The sequence below is a fragment of the Martelella sp. AD-3 genome, from assembly GCF_001578105.1.
Taxonomy (GTDB): domain Bacteria; phylum Pseudomonadota; class Alphaproteobacteria; order Rhizobiales; family Rhizobiaceae; genus Martelella.
Genome location: NZ_CP014275.1, coordinates 2,958,194 through 2,973,335, shown reverse-complemented (window position 1 = coordinate 2,973,335; position 15,142 = coordinate 2,958,194). Strand labels below are relative to the sequence as shown.

The window sequence follows — 15,142 nt, the reverse complement described above, 5'->3', positions numbered from 1 at the left end:
GTTCCGATACAAGTCATCGTATAAGTCGAACTTAGTGCTGCTGTCAACGTGCTGAGGTCGGAACAGTGATCGGGACCTGGCCTTCTCTTGGGGTTGCTTGCCGCCAGAATGGGCGACTTTAGCCGCTGGTGTTGGGATAGAGCACATAAAGGTGCCCGATAGCGCGACCGATGATCACGGTCGAATACTTGCGCCTCAACAAACCGAAGCCAGTTCGTCGCTCGCCGCACCCTAGGTCCAATTCGAGCTACTAACGTCGACTTCATAAGTGACGTCGATTATCTATAATGCATGACCAAAGAGACCGATGAAACCATTTCCGACCGGATTGCGCGCATTCTCGCGGATCGGATCATATCTGGCGCAATACAGCCCGGCGCGCGGTTGCGGCAGGATCATGTCGCGGCGGAGTTCAGCGCCAGCCACGTACCGGTGCGCGAGGCCTTTCGCGCGCTGCAAAAGCAGGGGCTGGCGGAGAGCGAGCCTTGGCGCGGGTTCCGCGTCACCGAGTTCGATATCGCCGAATTGCGCGAGGTCGCCGAGATGCGGGCGAGCCTCGAATCGCTAGCCCTACGCCATGCTGCGCCAAACTTGACGCGGACAATTCTCGATGAGGCAGAAGAGGTTACCCGGCATGGCGATCGCGCCGGCAATGTCCGGGACTGGGAGGCCGCGAACCGCAGATTTCATCATCTGATCCTCACACCGTGCCACATGCCGCGCCTGCTGCGCACGATCGACGACCTGCAGGCGGCGAGCGCGCGCTTCCTGTTTGCCGCTTGGCGCAGCGACTGGGAGGCACGCACAGACCACGACCACCGTGCCATCCTTGATGCCCTGCGGAAGGGCCAGACCGAATTTGCCTGTTCGACCCTGGCACGCCACGTAGGCTGGATCGGCAAGCGCAAGCCGACATCAAAAAATGGCGATCTCAGAGAGACTTATGAGATTCCTGGTTGATTATCTATAATCTGTATTGATCGCATGAGGATGACTCCGGAATTATAGATAGTGTCGAAACCTATCTTCGGAGAACAGCCACATGGCCTTGCTCACCCCTTCTCTGGCCCGCCCGACATCACTCTGGCGCGGTGTCGCCCTCACGCTCTTCGGCGCGGCACTGATCACGATCGGCGCCAAGGTGCAGATCCCGTTCTGGCCCGTGCCGATGACACTGCACACGCTCGCGGTGTTCTTTCTGGCTGCGGCTCTCGGTCCCCGGCTCGGTTTTGCAGCGATGGCCGCCTATCTCGGTGCCGGGGCGATGGGCCTTCCGGTGTTTTCCGGCTCACCGGAGCGCGGGATCGGACTTGCCTACATGGCAGGGCCGACCGGCGGCTATCTCATCGGCTATCTACTCTCGACCCTCGTGGTCGGCAGGCTGGCCGAAGCGAATGGCCCGATGTGGCTGGCGCTGGCGATGCTCGCCGGTCTCGCCGTGGTCTATGCCTTCGGCCTGGCATGGCTCGCATTGTTCGTGCCGGCCACCGGCCTGATCGCCGCCGGCCTCGCTCCGTTCATCCTCGGCGATCTGATCAAGATCGCGCTGGCGGTCGCCCTGATCACCGGCCTCGGCCGCCTCAAAGGTCGCGCGGCATGACCGACGCCAAGATCAGAACCGACTGGACCATGGACGAGGCGCGAGCGATCCATGCCCTTCCGTTTCCCGACCTGATCCACCGGGCGCAGTCCCTGCATCGGGCCCATTTCGACCCGACCGCGATCGAGACGGCGAGCCTCTTGAGCATCAAGACCGGCGGCTGCCCGGAGGATTGCGGCTACTGCTCGCAATCGGCCCACCACCAGACCGGCGTGAAGGCGACCAAGCTGATGGCGACCGACGATGTGCTGGAAGCCGCCCGGCGCGCGAGGGACGCGGGCGCGCAGCGTTTCTGCATGGGGGCTGCCTGGCGCAGCCCCAAGGACCGCGACATGGACAGGCTCTGCGCCATGGTGCAGGGCGTCTCGGAACTCGGGCTCGAAACCTGCATGACGCTCGGCATGCTGAAACCGGATCAGGTGGCGCGGCTGAAGGCGGCCGGGCTTGATTTCTACAACCACAATATCGATACCGCGCCGGACTATTACCGCGAGATCGCCACCACGCGGACGATGGCGGACCGGCTGGAGACGGTCGAGCATGTGCGCAAGGGTGGCATCAGGGTCTGTTGCGGCGGGATCGTCGGCATGGGCGAAACGGAAGAGGATCGCATCGCCATGCTGGTGACGCTCGCGACCCTGCCCACCCATCCCGACAGTGTGCCGGTCAACCTGTGGAACCCGGTCGAGGGCGTGCCGGTGCAGGAAACCGCAAGCCCGGTCGATCCGTTCGCGCTCGTCCGTCTCGTGGCGCTCGCCCGCATCCTGATGCCGGCCTCCGTGGTGCGGCTTTCCGCCGGTCGCACGGGGATGAGCGACGCGTTGCAGGCGCTCTGCTTCCTTGCCGGCGCGAATTCCATTTTCGTCGGCGAACAGTTGCTGACGACCGGCAACCCCGCGGCCTGGAAGGACCAAGACCTGTTGCAACGGCTCGGCATGCATGTGGCGCCCGCCAGGCCGCAAGGCTCCGCCATGGCGGCCGAATAGTTCAATCGGGCAGGCTTCGGGCGAGGATATCCACCGCCCGGGCCATCTGCCCCTCGTCCAGCGCCGCATAGCCGAGACGAAGGGCTTGCGGCGCTGGACGATCAAGGGCGAAGCGTGTTCCGGGCATCAGCGCAAGCCCTGCCGCACCGGCCCGCTCTGCCCAAGTGTCGGCGGAGACGTCCACGCACCGCAGCCACAGGGCCAGCCCGCCCGCAGGGCTGTCGAACATGATCCGCCCGTCCAGATGCGCTGACAGAGCCGCCGCCAGGACATCGCGCCGGGCCCGGTAGATGCGACGGGCCTTCCTCGCATGGCGGCCGAGATCGCCGTCGCGGATCAGGTCCGCCAGCGCGGCCTCGAGCGGCGCGTCACCCTGCCTGTCGATGGCCGCACGGGCGGCCGCCATGCGGGTCAGCAGCGGCTCCGGGGCCATGGCATAGCCGAGGCGGATACCGGGCGAGAGCAGTTTGGAGAGCGAACCCACATAGATCAGCGGCAGGTCTGCCGGGGCCCGGGCCGCAAGCGGCAGGACCGGGCGCCCTTCGAAGCGGTACTCGTGATCGTAGTCATCCTCGATCAGCGTGATGCCGTGACGCTCGACGGTGTCCAGAAGCTGCAGCCGCCGCGCCGCGCCCATGGTCACCGTGGTCGGATACTGGTGATGGGGCGTGACATAGACCGCCGCGATGCGCGGATCGCTTTCAATCGCTGCCTCAAGCGCCGCGACCGACAGCCCGCCCGCATCGACGGGAATGCCACGCACGGCAGCGCCCGCGGCCCGGAAGGCCTCCCAGGCCAGCGGGTAGCCGGGTTCTTCCACGGCAATCGCCTGACCGGGTTTCACCGCCGCCCTGGCCGCCAGGAACAGCGCCATCTGGCTGCCACGCGTGATCAGCAGCCGCGCCGGATCGGCGACCACGCCCCGGTCCGAGGCGAGATAGGACGACAGCGCGTGACGCAGGACCGGCGTGCCCCGGGCATCGCCATAATCCGCCCCGCCGCGGAAGGCCGGCGACAGCAATGCACGGCGGAAGGCGCGCGCCAGCGCCTTGTCCGGCACCAGCCTCGGATCGGGCGCGCCGTCGCTGAAGGCGAGATGCAGGCGGACGGTTGCGGGCTCAGGGGGCACGGACACGGAGACCGGCTCCGCCATGCTGTCGGGCAGATCCTCGGCGACGAATGTGCCGCGTGCGGGTTCCGCATGGAGCCAGCCCTGCGTCATGAGCTCCTGGTAGGCGGCGTCAACCGTATTGCGGTGAACGCCGAGCTGGCGCGCCAGCGCCCGCGTCCCCGGCAGACGGGCGCCTGGCTTCAGGCGGCCACGCATGATGTCGCGGGTGATCGCGTCGGCAATCGCCAGAAACAGCGGGCCGGAAGGCTCCTTCTCGATATCCAGCGCAAGCGGCTCCGATGCCATCACAACCGGCCTATCCAAAGTTTCAAAACTGGCACTTTTGTTCAGGCCGGATATTCGCGAGACACATGGAAAAACGCAAGAGGCCCCCATGTCGAAATCCGCCCTGATCCTGCGCCATCTCGCTTTCGAGGACCTTGGCAGCTTTGGCCCGGTGCTTGACGAAGAAGGCTACCGTATCAACCATGTCGAAGCTGGCATCGATGCCTTGCCGGACTCGCGCGACCCCGATCTCGTGGTGGTGCTCGGCGGTCCGATCGGGGTGAATGACGCCGATGCTTATCCTTGCATGAAGACAGAGCGCGACTGGCTGGTCCCGCGCCTTGCCGCCCGCCGCCCGACACTTGGCATCTGCCTTGGCGCGCAGCTCATGGCGGCGGCGCTGGGCGCGAAGGTCGCCCCAATGCCCCGCAAGGAAATTGGCTTTTCCGCCCTGACGCTGACAGATGCCGGCATCAACAGCCCGCTTCGTCACCTTTGGGATGTGCCCGTTCTCCACTGGCACGGCGAAGCCTTCGATATCCCGGATGGAGCGGACAGTCTCGCAGGAACGGCGGTCTCAGCGACGCAGGCCTTTGCCATGGGCGCAACTGTTCTGGCGCTGCAATTCCACCCCGAAGCAGGCGAAATGCCCACCTTTGAGCGCTGGCTCATCGGCCACAGCGTGGAACTGGCTGAGGCCCGCATCGAGCCGGCCAGCCTGCGTCGCGACGCCATCGCGCATGGTCCGGCGCTGAGGCATGCCGGCCAATCCATGCTCCGCGCATGGCTGCAGGACTTGCCGGCATGACCGTGATCACCCTCCTGACTGGCCGCGCTAAACCGCTGCCGGGAAGCGACGCGCAAAGCGGCATCATGAAGGCGCCGGTGGAAAGGCCGCTTCGCCTCGGCCCGGAAGGGTTCGAAGGCGACGAGCAGGCCGACCGACGGGTCCATGGCGGCGTCGAAAAGGCGGTGCATCATTATCCGCTGGATCATTATCCGCTCTGGCGTGAAGAACTCGGCGATCTACCGGCGCTTGGCGCTCCCGGCGGATTTGGCGAGAACATCTCGGCATCCGGCCCGACCGAAAACACCGTCGCGGTGGGGGATGTTTTCCGGCTGGGCACGGCACTCCTGCAGGTCTCGCAGGGGCGACAGCCCTGCTGGAAACTCAATCATCGTTTTGAAGTGCCCGACATGGCCCGCCGCGTGCAGCAAACCGGCCGCACCGGCTGGTATTATCGCGTGCTGGAAGACGGCCTCGTGAAGACGGGAGACCGACTCGCGCTCGTCGACCGCGTCGCGCCGGACTGGACGCTCCACCGGCTCTGGCATGCGCTTTATGTCGACCGGCTGAACCTGAACGAACTGAAGGGCATCGCAGCCCTCGACGTGCTGGCCGAAGGCTGGCGGAAATATGCGGTCCGGCGGCTCGAGAGCGGCCGGGTGGAAGATTGGCGCAAGAGACTGGACGGCACGCCATGACCTCTCCTCCCTTCGTGATATCGATCCAGAGTCAGGTCGTGTTCGGCCATGTCGGCAATTCCGCAGCCGTGTTTCCGATGCAGGCGGCTGGGCTGGAGGTGGCGGCGATCCCGACGGTCATCTTCTCCAACACGCCCGACTATCCGACGTTGCGCGGGCGGGCGCTGCCGCCGGAATTCTTCTCGGACCTGTTGCAGGGCGCACGCGAGCGCGGCCTGCCGGAGCGCGCGGATTTCATCCTGACAGGCTATATCGGCTCGCTCGACGTGGCGCTGATGGTCGCGGATTTCGTGGCCGAGGCCAAGGCCGTCAATCCGCGCCTTGTCTATCTCTGCGATCCGGTGATGGGCGACACAGGCCCTGGCCTCTATGTGCCGGAGGCCATTGCCGACGTCATGCGCGACCGATTGCTGCCGATGGCCGATATCGCGACGCCGAACCCGTTCGAACTGAGCTGGCTGACCGGGCAGCCGATCGCGACCATGGCGGACCTCAAAGCCGCGCGAGCCTTTCTCCGCATCGCGCCGGAAGCCCATCTTATCGCCACGGGGTGCGCGCTCGAAGATACGCCCGACGGCCATATCGAAAGCGTCATTCTCGGAGCCGCCGGCGCAAGCCGTCATCCGGCGGAGCACCTGCCGGTCGCGCTTCCGGGAACGGGCGATCTGTTCGCCGGGCTGATCGTCGCGGGGCTCGCGCGCGGATTTCCCCTGACGCAAAGCGTCGAGGTGGCGCAGCGCCTCACATCGCGCGCGCTGGACCACGCCTGTGCCCTCGGCGCCGGCGAAGTTGTGCTCAGCGAACCGGAGTTCCGTCGCGCGCTTCTGACGCTTGCGGCGCCGTAAAAGGGGCTTTTCCCCGTCCATCATCGACATGCCGAAGGTCGGCCGGTGTGCGCCAGAAGCCAGTGTCTGGACAGGTCCAGCCGCCAGCCGGTTTGTCCCCGTCTCTTTCTGACAATCTCCGTCGAAAGCATGTCGTCAATCCGTGCGCGTCCCGCCACCTCTCTCAAGACCGGTGTTTGCCGCTTTTCAAAGTCGTGCTCCCACAACAGCGCCTCCTGGCATTCGAGGACGGCAGCCCTTTCAACAAGGAGGTTCGGATGCGCGGCCTTGCGGAAGCAGCTCGGGGCGGGCGGGCCGATCTCGGGAGAAACCAGTCAGGATTGAAATCGATCGTACGGTTGTGATCTGTTCTGTCAGCTAGCGCATCGGCCCGAAAATCGGAATCGATTTTCGGAAAGCACGATGCGTAGATAAAATAGGTTAGAACGTCCTTTGTGCGTCCGAATGGACGCACGGCGCTCTAGGTTGCGCAAGACGCCCTGTATCGAACAACGGAACATGGGCGGAATATCCGTTGATCGAAAGCCCGCACAATGACTCAGCGCTCGGAATAGTCCACCGCCTCTTCCCGTCCCTTGCCGTCAAACCCGTGCATTTTCAGCGCCCATTGCAGGCCGATGACGGCGCCCTTCATGGGCTGGATGAGGGCGAAGGCGGCCAGCGCCGTGAGCGGTACCCAGACGGCGAGATGCACCCAGTCGGGCGCGTCGAACAGTTCCGCGCCGGTCATATAGCCGCCGACCATGAAATGGCCGAGCACGAGGATGACGAGATAGGCGGGCAGGTCGTCGGCGCGGTGGTGGTGGATTTCCGTGCCGCAGTTCTCGCAGTGGTCCACGGTCTTCAGATATTTGTAGAACAGCTTTCCCTTGCCGCAGGCGGGGCAGCGGCCCCTGAGGCCCGTCAGCATGGCGGGCGCGAGACGGCGCTCGTCGGCGGGCGTTTCGCCATAGCGGCGGTGATTGTCGTCGGCCTGTTCGGGCATGATGTCCTCCGTGAGGCCCGATTTATCCCGAAAGTCTGACGAAACGCAATGGTGCGGGAGTGACTGTGGCGGGTATGCGGCATGGGCAATGCCACCGGATCTCCCCCTCAAGGGGGGAGATTAGTGGGGGAGGCCGGTGCATATCAAACAGGTACAGCCGAGACTGTCCTTACCGCGCGGCGCAGACCGTGGCGTTGCCGTTGGTCCAGCAGCCGCCGCCCGTCAGGCGGCGCGACCGGCCGCCATCTTTATGCGATAATTCTTGCAAAAGTCCGGATAAGGCTATCTCCCGGTCTACCGCCGGCCGCGTCCGCTGCGCCGTCCCGCGCCGCCGCCGCGCATCGGGCGGCCGGTCTTCGACTTGTGGAAGGAACGGGTTGGGGCCGGGAGCTTGCGGCCGGACGACAGCATCTCGAAGCGCAGCGCGCCCGCAAGCGGGATCGCCTCCACAAGCTGCACCTCGACAGTGTCGCCAAGCTGGTAGCCGAGATTGGACCGCTCGCCGACCAGCGCCTGGCGCACCTCGTCATGCACATAATAATCGCCGCCGAGGGTGGAGACCGGCACAAAGCCGTCTGCGCCGTATTGGGGCAGGGCGATGAACAGGCCGGAGCGGGTGACGCCGGCAACGCGGCCATCGAAACTCTCGCCGATGCGGCCGGCCAGATGATGGGCGATCAGCCGGTCGACCGTCTCGCGCTCGGCGGCCATGGCGCGGCGTTCGAAGGTGGAGATCTCGGCGGCAATATCGTCGAGCTGCTCTTCCTCCTCGCGCTCAAGTCCGCCTTCGCCAAGGTGCAGGGCGGCGACCAGCGCGCGGTGGACGATCAGGTCGGCGTAGCGGCGGATCGGCGAGGTGAAATGCGCATATTTCATCAGGTTGAGGCCGAAATGCCCGCCATTTTCCGGCGAATAGACGGCCTGGCTCTGCGAGCGCAGCACCATTTCGTTGATCAGGTCCTTCTGCGGCGACTGTTCGGCCTTCGACAGGATGCCGTTGAAGGAATTGGCCCTCAGATTGCCGCCCTTGGCCAGCGGAATGGAAAGGGTCGCGAGGAATTCGCGCAGGCTCTCCTGCTTGGAAAGGGAGGGCGCGTCATGGGTGCGGTAGATCAGCGCCTGGCGCTTCTTCTCCAGCGTCTCGGCAGCCGCCACATTCGCCTGGATCATCATTTCCTCGATGAGCTTGTGCGCATCGAGGCGCGGCGGCACCACCACCTTGTCCACCGTGCCGTCCTCCTTCAGCAGGATGCGGCGCTCGGGCATGTCGAGCTCCAGCGGCTGACGGCGGTCGCGCCCGCGCTTCATCGTCTCGTAGGCGGTCCAGAGCGGCTTCAGCACGGGTTCCAGCAACGGGCCGGTCTTGTCGTCGGTCGTCCCGTCGATCGCGGCCTGGGCTTGGCTGTAGGAAAGCTTCGCCGCGCTTTTCATCATGATGCGGTGGAACGTGTGGGACGCCTTGCGGCCATCCTTCGAGAACACCATGCGCACGGCCATGGCCGGGCGATCCTCGCCCTCGCGCAGCGAGCAGAGGTCGTTGGAGATGCGTTCGGGCAGCATCGGCACCACGCGGTCGGGGAAATAGACGGAATTGCCGCGCTTCAGCGCCTCGCGGTCGAGCGCGGATTTGTGGCGCACATAGTAGGAAACGTCGGCGATCGCGACGGTGACGATGACGCCGCCCTCGTTTTCGGGCCGCGTGTCGGGCTCGGCATAAACCGCGTCGTCATGGTCCTTGGCATCCGCCGGGTCGATGGTCACAAGCGGCACGTCGCGCCAGTCCTCGCGGTTCTTCATCGTCGCGGGCGTTGCCGCATCCGCCTCGTCGATCACATCCTTGGGGAAGATATGCGGAATGCCGTGCGCATGGATGGCGATCATTGACACGGCTTTTTCCGAAGCCAGCGAGCCGACGATCGTCAGCACCTCGCCGCGCGGCAGGCCGTAGCGGCCCGAACGCCTGACATCGACCTCGACAAGGTCTCCGTCCTTCGCGCCGTTGAGCGCGGTCTCGTCAATGGCGATCTCGTTGTCGCGGCGGTCGATCGGCATCAGCCGCGCCGAGCCGTCGTCGAACATGCGGATAACGCCCAGCGCTGCCGCGCGCCGCTTGTCGATCACCTTGATGATGCGGGCAGTATAGGCCGGGCCGGTTTCCGATTTCGACGGGAAGATCTTGGCGACGATGCGGTCGTTGAGGCCAGCCGTCGGCACCTTGCGCTTGCCGTTCTTGCCGCCGCCGGACTGGCGGATGAGGACGGCAGGGGCTGCCCCTTCCTCCTCCGGCCATTCGGCCGGGCGGCCGATCAGCTCGCCGTCCTTGTCGCGGGTGGTGATGTCGAGCACGGTAACGGGCGGCAGCGCGCCGGGACGGACGAGGCTCTTGCGCTTCTTCTGCAGGAGCCCCTCGTCCTCAAGGTCGCGCAGAAGGTCCTTCAGCGCGACGCGGGCCGCGCCCTTGATGCCGAAGGCCTTGGCGATCTCGCGCTTGGACGCGCGGTCGGGATTGTCGGCGATGAACTTCAAGAGAACGTCGCGCGGCGGCACTTCGCCGTGCATGATTGCGTCGGGCTTTTCTGCGCCCGTGCCGGTCCTGGGTTTTGCGCTCAACTGTCGCTCTTTTCGGCCTCGGCCTCATCGGTCTTCTTCTTTCTCGAAGCCGATGCCTTCTTGGTTGCCGAAGCGGTTTTGGTGGTTGTCTTCTTTTCCGCCGTCTTCTTGGCCGGAGCCTTCTTCTTGGCGGGCTTTTTCGCGCCGGTCTTTTCCATGCGCGCTGTCAGCAGCGGAACGGCCTCTTCCATGGTTACCGATTGCGGGTCCTTGCCCTTGGGAAGCGTGGCATTGATCTTGCCCCATTTGACATAGGGGCCGTAGCGGCCGTCATTGACGGTGACTTCCCCTCCGCCATCGGGATGTTCGCCGAGCGATTTCAGCGCGGCAGGAGCGGAGCGCCTGCGGCCGCCATTGGCGCGCTTGTCGGCGATGATCGAGACGGCGCGGTTGACGCCGACGGAGAACACATCCTCGATGCTTTCCACATTGGCATAGGTGCCGTCATGCAGCACGAAGGGGCCATAGCGACCGAGCCCGGCGGAAATCATCTTGCCGTCTTCCGGGTGCGGGCCGACATCGCGCGGCAGCGCGAGAAGCTGCAGCGCCTTTTCCAGATCGATGTCTTCCGGCTTCCAGCCCTTCGGCAGCGAGGAGCGCTTGGCCTCCTTGCCTTCGCCGCGCTGGACGTAGGGGCCGAAACGGCCGGTCCTGAGCGTCACGGTTTCGCCGGTCTCCGGGTCTTCGCCGAGCACATTGGGTTCGTTCGGGTTGATGCCGTTGGCCTCGGCATCCGCATCCGCACCGAGCTGGCGGGTGAAGTTGCATTCCGGATAGTTGGAGCAGCCGACGAAGGCGCCGTATTTGCCGAGCTTCAGCGACAGTTTGCCGGTGCCGCAGACCTGGCAGATGCGCGGATCGGAGCCGTCCTCGCGCTTGGGGAAGACAAGCGGCGCCAGCGCCTCGTTGAGCGCATCGAGCACATTGGTGACGCGCAGCTCCTTGGTGTCCTCGATCTGGGCGAAGAAATCCTTCCAGAAGTCGCGCAGGACCTGCTTCCACTCCAGCGAACCGTCGGAAATCCTGTCGAGCTTTTCTTCCAGATCCGCCGTGAAATCATATTCCACGTAGCGGTTGAAGAAGTTCTCGAGGAAGGCCGTTACCAGCCGTCCCTTGGCCTCCGGCGTCAGCTTGCGGTTCTCGATGACGATGTATTCGCGGTCGCGCAGCGTCGCCAGCGTCGAGGCATAGGTCGAGGGGCGGCCGATGCCGAGCTCTTCCAGCTTCTTGATCAGCGAGGCTTCCGAATAGCGCGGCGGCGGCTCGGTGAAATGCTGGGTGGCGCGGACCTTCTCCTTGTCGACCTTCTCCTCGGCATTGATCTCCGGCAGGCGGCCGTCATCCTCATCCTCGTCGGAAGGCTGCTTTTCCTCGCGATTGTCGGCATAGGCCTTGAGGAAGCCGTCGAATTTCACCACCGTGCCGACCGCGCGCAGGCCCGCGCTCTCGCCGCCCTTAGCTGCGGTGATCTCGGCCGTGGTGCGTTCCATCTCGGCCGATGCCATCTGGCTGGCGATGCCGCGCTTCCAGACGAGGTCGTAGAGGCGGAACTGGTCGGCATCGAGATATTTCTTCACCGATTGCGGCGTACGCGTGAAATCGGTCGGGCGGATGGCCTCATGCGCTTCCTGCGCGTTCTTGGCCTTCACCGAATAGTGGCGCGCCTCGGCCGGCAGGTAGCGCTGGCCGAACTGATCGCCGATCGCGTCGCGCGCGCCGGCAATGGCTTCCGGGGCCATGGAAACGCCGTCGGTACGCATATAGGTAATAAGACCGGCGGTTTCGCCGCCGATATCGACGCCTTCATAGAGCCGCTGCGCCACCTGCATCGTCCGCGATGCCGAAAAGCTGAGGCGCGACGAGGCCGCCTGCTGCAGCGTCGACGTGGTGAAGGGCGGGCCGGGATTGCGGCGCACGGGCTTCGCCTCGACGCTTGCCACCGAATAGGTCGCGCCTTCGAGCAACTCCTTGATGCGACCGGCATGTTCACCGTCCTTGATCGAATTCTTCTGGACGCGCTTGCCGTCGGCCTGCACCAGCCGCGCCTCGAACGCATCGCCGCGCACGGTCTTCAGGTCGGCGACGATGTTCCAGTATTCTTCCGGGACAAAGCGTTCGATCTCGCTCTCGCGGTCGCAGACGAGACGCAGCGCCACGGATTGAACGCGGCCGGCCGAGCGGGCGCCCGGCAGCTTGCGCCAGAGCACCGGCGACAGGTTGAAGCCGACGAGATAATCGAGCGCGCGGCGGGCGAGATAGGCGTTGACCAGCGCCTCGTCGATGTCGCGCGGGTTGGCCATGGCATCGAGCACGGCCTTTTTGGTGATGGCGTTGAAGACGACGCGCTTGACCGGCTTGTCCTTCAGCACCTTCTTCTTCTTCAACAGGTCAAGCACATGCCAGGAGATCGCTTCGCCTTCCCTGTCCGGGTCGGTCGCCAGAATGAGGCCATCGGCATCCCTCACCGCGTCGGCGATATCCTTCACCCGCTTGGCAGAGGCGGTGTCGACCTTCCAGGACATGGCGAAGTCCTCGTCCGGCAGCACAGACCCGTCCTTCGGCGGAAGGTCGCGGACATGGCCGAAAGACGCCAGAACCTTGTAGTCCTTGCCCAGATATTTGTTGATGGTCTTCGCCTTGGCGGGGGACTCTACAACGACTACGTCCATGTCTTCCGTCTCAATTCTGTCTGTGCCTTCTCGCGCGCATCTTCGGCTGCCTCCCCGGCGCGGTCAACAGAGCGGGAGAAGCCTGCGGGCCTCCGCCTGTCTTGCCAGCGCGTTTTGGAAGGCCGTCAGCGGGAGCGCGGTCGGCATTTTCCGTCAGCGTGTGCCGGGATGACGCTGGTGCGAAAAGGCGTGGCAGAAGTCCACGGTCCTGTCGTCGCAAGCGTTCTCTCAAGCTCGATCGGCACTGCCTTTACCGCGAAAACGGGGGGCAGTGCAAACCCGACCTTCGTGCCGGTTCCTTCGTGTGTCGAAATGGACAGGGTTTGGCGTCCGGTCAAGGGCCGTTGTGGATTTTCACGCAAATACAACCAATGACAACCGCAAGACAATACCTTTATCAATTGCAATCCCGCGCTGGAGCGGTATTGTTCAAAACAAGACGAAGTCATGGCGAGACAACGGCCAGGTAAGGCTTATGGGTGAATACATGCCAGCGAACATCTCCGGGAACGATAATGAAAGAAGACTGACGGAAGACGAAATTATATATATAAGGCAGATACTTGGCCAGCTGCGTCGCCTTTCTGACAAGGAAGGGACGGAAATTTTATGCTACCTGATCGACATGGCCTATCTTGAGGCGGGTGAAGTTCAGTCGCAACTGATCACGAAGGTAAATAGAAAGTAGAAGTCTGATATTTAGTTTCAATTCAGGGTAGTTGTTGTGATACCTTTTTGATCGAAAATGAACAGTCGATCACGCAAGAGATATCCGTCCGCCTGGGTGGCGGACCAGCCGGCCGGCGAGATCGAGTTCCAGAAGGATCAATTGAACGGTGGCCGCATTCACTCCCGTAAACCGGATCAGGTCGTCAATCTCGCAGGGGCTCGGGCCGAGCGCCTCGGCAACGCGCTGGCGATCGTTCTCGGCCGGTTCGGAGGGGGCCTCGCCCTCCGGCTCGGGCTCCTCTCCGGCGTTGCCGGTAAACGGCAGATCAAGGTTTGACAGCGGCGCGAGCGCCTCCAGCACATCCTCGGGCGAGCAGACGATCATCGCGCCCTGTTTGATCAGGCCATTGCTGCCCTGGGCGCGCGGATCGAGCGGCGAGCCGGGAACGGCGAGCACCAGCCGGCCGGCCTCGTTGGCCAGCCGCGCGGTGATCAGCGAGCCGGAGCGCATGGCGGCCTCGACGACGACGACGGCGAGCGCGGAACCCGCAATCAGCCTGTTGCGCCGGGGAAAATCCCGCGCGCGCGGCTCCCAGCCATAAGGCATTTCGCTGATGGCAACGCCACCCTCCCTGCAGATCCGGTGATAGAGCTCGGTGTTTTCCGGCGGATAGATCCGGTCAAGGCCGCCGGCAAGGGCGGCAAGCGTGCCGTGCTTCAGGCTTGCGTGGTGGGCGGCGGCGTCAATGCCGCGGGCAAGGCCCGAAGCCACCGTATAGCCCGCGCCGGCCGCCGCCGCCGCAATCATGGCCGCGAATTTCGCGCCGGCGACCGAGGCGTTTCGCGCACCGACAATGCCGAGCGTCGGCCGCGTCGCCGTCTCGCCGCTGCCGCACATGGCCAGAAGCGGCGGCGCGCCGTCGATCGCGCGCAAGGCGGGCGGATAGTCAGGTTCGCCGATGGCAACGAAGCGCCCGTTGTGGCGGGCAGCCGCCTCCATCTCGCGTTCGGCATCGGCAATGCTGGCAACGCGGATGCGCTTCATGGCGCCGCCGCGCTTTGCGAGTTCGGGCAGCATATCGAGCGCCTTTTCGGCGCTGCCGCAATGATTGATGAGTTCGCGAAAGGTCGCCGGGCCGACATTGTCGCTTCTGATCAGCCTGAGCCAGGCGATGCGCTGGCTCTCTGATAGCGAAATGCCGGAAGGGCTCAACGGGCGGCTTCCCTTTTATGGCACAGCGCCGAAGCGCCGCCTTGAGAAGCCAGACTGTCCGTCACCCCTTGTCTCCGATCCTGCTTTCGCTGCCCGATATCAGGCGTTCGATATTGGCCTTGTGCCGCCACCAGGAAATGATCGTGAGGACGGCCATGACCAGTGAAGCCTGCGGTTGATCCATTATCCACAAGGCAACCGGCATGACAAGTGTTGCAACAAGCGCCGACAGCGAGGAATAGCGCGACAGCCGGGCGACCAGCAGCCAGACGAAAGCGAAGATCAGGACGGCGGCGGGCGCGATGCCGAGCAGCACGCCGATATAGGTCGCCACACCCTTGCCGCCCTTGAAGCCGAGCCAGATCGGAAAGAGGTGGCCGATAAAGGCCGCCGCGCCGGCGACAAGTCCTGCGTCCGTGCCGTAAAGCTTTGCGCAGATGATGACGGCGAAGGTCGCCTTCAGCGCGTCGAGCAGCAGGGTGAGGGCCGCGAGATGCCGCTTGCCGGTGCGCAGGACATTGGTCGCGCCGATATTGCCGGAGCCCATCTTGCGGATGTCGCCGAGGCCCGCCATGCGGGTGATGAGATAGCCGAAGGGCAGGGACCCGAGAAGATAGCCGATCGCGATCACGATCAGCGCCTGAACCGGCGTCAGGTCGAAAGCGAATAATTCCCCCACGATGC

At 64.5% G+C, this 15,142-nt stretch carries 13 protein-coding genes; 7 read left to right on the top strand and 6 right to left on the bottom strand.

What is annotated here, in order from left to right:
* Positions 1-291: 291 nt before the first annotated feature.
* The 3 genes from AZF01_RS13850 (at position 292) to bioB (ending at position 2,586) form a co-directional block, all read left to right on the top strand.
* On the top strand, positions 292-960 hold the full coding sequence (locus AZF01_RS13850) for a GntR family transcriptional regulator (protein WP_024708358.1): 669 nt from the start codon (positions 292-294) through the stop codon (positions 958-960).
* A gap of 82 nt (positions 961-1,042) precedes the next feature.
* Positions 1,043-1,600 carry a biotin transporter BioY gene (locus AZF01_RS13845; protein WP_024708359.1) on the top strand — a complete coding sequence of 186 codons (558 nt, stop codon included), beginning with the start codon at positions 1,043-1,045 and terminating at the stop codon, positions 1,598-1,600.
* Positions 1,597-2,586 carry a biotin synthase BioB gene (gene bioB / locus AZF01_RS13840; RefSeq protein ID WP_024708360.1) on the top strand — a complete coding sequence of 330 codons (990 nt, stop codon included), beginning with the start codon at positions 1,597-1,599 and terminating at the stop codon, positions 2,584-2,586. Before AZF01_RS13845 ends, bioB begins: the two co-directional genes overlap by 4 nt.
* A 1-nt stretch (position 2,587) precedes the next feature.
* Here bioB and AZF01_RS13835 read toward each other — a convergent pair whose 3' ends face one another.
* A complete protein-coding gene (locus AZF01_RS13835; protein WP_024708361.1) occupies positions 2,588-4,003 on the bottom strand; it encodes a PLP-dependent aminotransferase family protein in 1,416 nt (471 codons plus the stop codon).
* An 88-nt stretch (positions 4,004-4,091) separates the two neighbouring features.
* On the opposite strand from AZF01_RS13835, the gene AZF01_RS13830 reads away from it, so the two are divergent.
* The 3 genes from AZF01_RS13830 to pdxY are packed head-to-tail and all read left to right on the top strand — an operon-like array spanning position 4,092 to position 6,312.
* Entirely contained in the window at positions 4,092-4,790 is a 699-nt protein-coding gene (locus AZF01_RS13830; protein WP_024708362.1) for a glutamine amidotransferase, read from the top strand.
* A complete protein-coding gene (locus tag AZF01_RS13825) occupies positions 4,787-5,467 on the top strand; it encodes an MOSC domain-containing protein (protein WP_024708363.1) in 681 nt (226 codons plus the stop codon). The genes AZF01_RS13830 and AZF01_RS13825 overlap by 4 nt, the downstream gene beginning before the upstream one ends.
* Positions 5,464-6,312 (top strand): pyridoxal kinase, encoded by an 849-nt coding sequence (pdxY, locus tag AZF01_RS13820; protein ID WP_024708364.1) that lies wholly within the window; start codon positions 5,464-5,466, stop codon positions 6,310-6,312. Before AZF01_RS13825 ends, pdxY begins: the two co-directional genes overlap by 4 nt.
* A 538-nt stretch (positions 6,313-6,850) precedes the next feature.
* Here pdxY and AZF01_RS13815 read toward each other — a convergent pair.
* The 3 genes from AZF01_RS13815 to topA form a co-directional block, all read right to left on the bottom strand.
* On the bottom strand, positions 6,851-7,297 hold the full coding sequence (locus AZF01_RS13815; protein ID WP_024708365.1) for a DUF983 domain-containing protein: 447 nt from the start codon (positions 7,295-7,297) through the stop codon (positions 6,851-6,853).
* A gap of 294 nt (positions 7,298-7,591) precedes the next feature.
* The gene (gene rnr / locus AZF01_RS13810; RefSeq protein WP_081725788.1) at positions 7,592-9,856 is read right to left on the bottom strand and encodes a ribonuclease R; all 2,265 of its coding nucleotides are present in this window, start codon (positions 9,854-9,856) and stop codon (positions 7,592-7,594) included.
* 47 nt (positions 9,857-9,903) lie between these two features.
* The gene (gene topA, locus AZF01_RS13805) at positions 9,904-12,576 is read right to left on the bottom strand and encodes a type I DNA topoisomerase (protein WP_024708367.1); all 2,673 of its coding nucleotides are present in this window, start codon (positions 12,574-12,576) and stop codon (positions 9,904-9,906) included.
* Positions 12,577-12,922: 346 nt separating this feature from the next.
* Between topA and AZF01_RS24480 the strand changes: the two genes are divergently transcribed.
* Positions 12,923-13,264, top strand: a complete 342-nt coding sequence (locus tag AZF01_RS24480) for a hypothetical protein (protein WP_244435560.1) — start codon at positions 12,923-12,925, stop codon at positions 13,262-13,264.
* Positions 13,265-13,333: 69 nt separating this feature from the next.
* Here AZF01_RS24480 and dprA read toward each other — a convergent pair whose 3' ends face one another.
* Positions 13,334-14,458 carry a DNA-processing protein DprA gene (dprA, locus tag AZF01_RS13795; RefSeq protein ID WP_024708369.1) on the bottom strand — a complete coding sequence of 375 codons (1,125 nt, stop codon included), beginning with the start codon at positions 14,456-14,458 and terminating at the stop codon, positions 13,334-13,336.
* A gap of 61 nt (positions 14,459-14,519) precedes the next feature.
* Entirely contained in the window at positions 14,520-15,137 is a 618-nt protein-coding gene (plsY, locus tag AZF01_RS13790) for a glycerol-3-phosphate 1-O-acyltransferase PlsY (protein ID WP_024708370.1), read from the bottom strand.
* Positions 15,138-15,142 lie beyond the last annotated feature (5 nt).

Bases quoted from the DNA above. Each gene is read 5' to 3' on its own strand.
- AZF01_RS13850 (WP_024708358.1), top strand. From the start codon at position 292: ATGACCAAAGAGACCGATGAAACCATTTCCGACCGGATTGCGCGCATT.
- AZF01_RS13845 (WP_024708359.1), top strand. From the start codon at position 1,043: ATGGCCTTGCTCACCCCTTCTCTGGCCCGCCCGACATCACTCTGGCGC.
- bioB (WP_024708360.1), top strand. From the start codon at position 1,597: ATGACCGACGCCAAGATCAGAACCGACTGGACCATGGACGAGGCGCGA.
- AZF01_RS13835 (WP_024708361.1), bottom strand. From the start codon at position 4,003: ATGGCATCGGAGCCGCTTGCGCTGGATATCGAGAAGGAGCCTTCCGGC.
- AZF01_RS13830 (WP_024708362.1), top strand. From the start codon at position 4,092: ATGTCGAAATCCGCCCTGATCCTGCGCCATCTCGCTTTCGAGGACCTT.
- AZF01_RS13825 (WP_024708363.1), top strand. From the start codon at position 4,787: ATGACCGTGATCACCCTCCTGACTGGCCGCGCTAAACCGCTGCCGGGA.
- pdxY (WP_024708364.1), top strand. From the start codon at position 5,464: ATGACCTCTCCTCCCTTCGTGATATCGATCCAGAGTCAGGTCGTGTTC.
- AZF01_RS13815 (WP_024708365.1), bottom strand. From the start codon at position 7,297: ATGCCCGAACAGGCCGACGACAATCACCGCCGCTATGGCGAAACGCCC.
- rnr (WP_081725788.1), bottom strand. From the start codon at position 9,856: ATGCACGGCGAAGTGCCGCCGCGCGACGTTCTCTTGAAGTTCATCGCC.
- topA (WP_024708367.1), bottom strand. From the start codon at position 12,576: ATGGACGTAGTCGTTGTAGAGTCCCCCGCCAAGGCGAAGACCATCAAC.